Here is a 1531-nt window from a genome sequence, read left to right on the forward strand (position 1 = left end):
GACACCGCCTACGCGGTGGTCTCGCCGCACGCGCCGGACACCCACGCACACGTCGCCGGCGACCTGCCCGTCGTCGAGACGGCTGGCGACGGGTACGTCGCAGACCTCTTGACTGCGCTCGACACCGTCGACACGCCCGTGCTCACAGTCGCCGCCGACGTGCCGCTGCTTGCGGCCGACGTCGTCGACGACGTCGTGGCCGCCGCCGACGGGTCGACGAGCGTGCGGGTGCCGCGAGCGCTGAAGGAACTGCTGGGCGCGAGCACCGACGAGGGAGACGGCGACGCCTGGGTTCCGACCGGCGTGAACGTCGTCGGCGACGACGAGGACGACGTCTACCGGAGCTACGACGCCCGCCTCGCGGTGAACGTCAACCGTCGTGCCGACGCGGCGATCGCCGAGCGCCTGCTCGACGCGCGAACCACAGCAGCGTTCGGCGCCGACCGCCTGGAGGGAGACGATGGACCCTGACGCCGTCAGCGCCGCCACCCGGGTTCCCCACGGCGGCAGCGACGACCCCGACGTGCTGGACTTCAGCGCGAACGTCAACCCCCCGGACGCCGCCCGGCGTCCGGGACGTCTACGAGCGCGCGCTCGACGACGCCACCCGCTACCCGAGCGACGACTACCCGGAGTTCCGCAGCGCCGCCGCCGACTACGTGGGTTGCCCGGCGGACTGCGTCGTCCAGACGCCGGGCGGCCTCGCTGCTATCCGCCTCGCGATGGAAACCCGCCTCGAACCCGGGGACAGCGTGCTCGTCCCGTACCCGAGTTTCGGCGAGTACGCCCGGGAAGTCCGGTTGCAGGGCGCGACTCCCGAGTTCGTGCCCCACGACGAACTGCTGGACGCCGACCCCGGCGACCACGGACTGGCCGTCGTCTGCAACCCGAACAATCCGACCGGCGACTGCTACGACCCCGATGCCCTGCGCGCGTTCGCGGACCGCTGCCGGGCTGCTGACACGGAACTACTGGTGGACGAAGCCTTCCTCGGATTCACCGACGGGGCCACGCTTGCGGGCGCCGACGGCGCGGTCGTCGCGCGCTCGCTCACCAAACTGTTCGGTCTGCCGGGCGTTCGAGCGGGGTTCCTGGTGGCGACCGGCGAGCGACTCGCAGAGTTGCAGACCGCGCGTCGCGCGTGGAACCTCAGTACGCCCGCTGCGGCCGTGGGCGCGCACGCCATGCAGCAACGCGAGTTCGTCGACGCGACGCGGGAGCGTCGAGCGCGAGCGCGAGCGACTGCGCGACTCGCTCGCGGACGACTTCGACGTCCACCCGTCGGACGCGCCGTTCCTGCTGCTGGACGCGCACAGTCGGGACGTCGAGTCGCTCGTCGCCGCAGCACGGGACCGCGGCGTCGCCGTCAGGGACGCGACTACGTTCCGCGGCCTGGACTCCCACGTCCGCGTCGCCGTTCGGACGCGCGAAGCGAACGACCGGCTCCTGGCGGTGCTCGCCGATGTTTGACGCGACCACCAGCGAGGCGTGCTCCGCCTCCGGCGTCCCGGCGCGCGGTGGCTGTCGACGG

The 1531-nt window shown here is 72.6% G+C and carries 1 protein-coding gene and 1 pseudogene; both read left to right on the top strand.

The genetic code is table 11. The annotated features are described in order from the left end of the window. The coding region (locus GRX66_RS18885) for a cobalamin biosynthesis protein CobY (RefSeq protein WP_159527834.1) at positions 1-471 on the top strand (471 nt) is incomplete at its 5' end. Beyond that, positions 461-1470: pseudogene (cobD, locus tag GRX66_RS18890) on the top strand (threonine-phosphate decarboxylase CobD). The gene GRX66_RS18885 and the pseudogene cobD, both read left to right, overlap by 11 nt. The last annotated feature ends 61 nt before the right edge of the window (positions 1471-1531 follow it).

Source organism: Halobacterium bonnevillei (assembly GCF_009831555.1).
Taxonomy (GTDB): Archaea; Halobacteriota; Halobacteria; order Halobacteriales; family Halobacteriaceae; genus Halobacterium; species Halobacterium bonnevillei.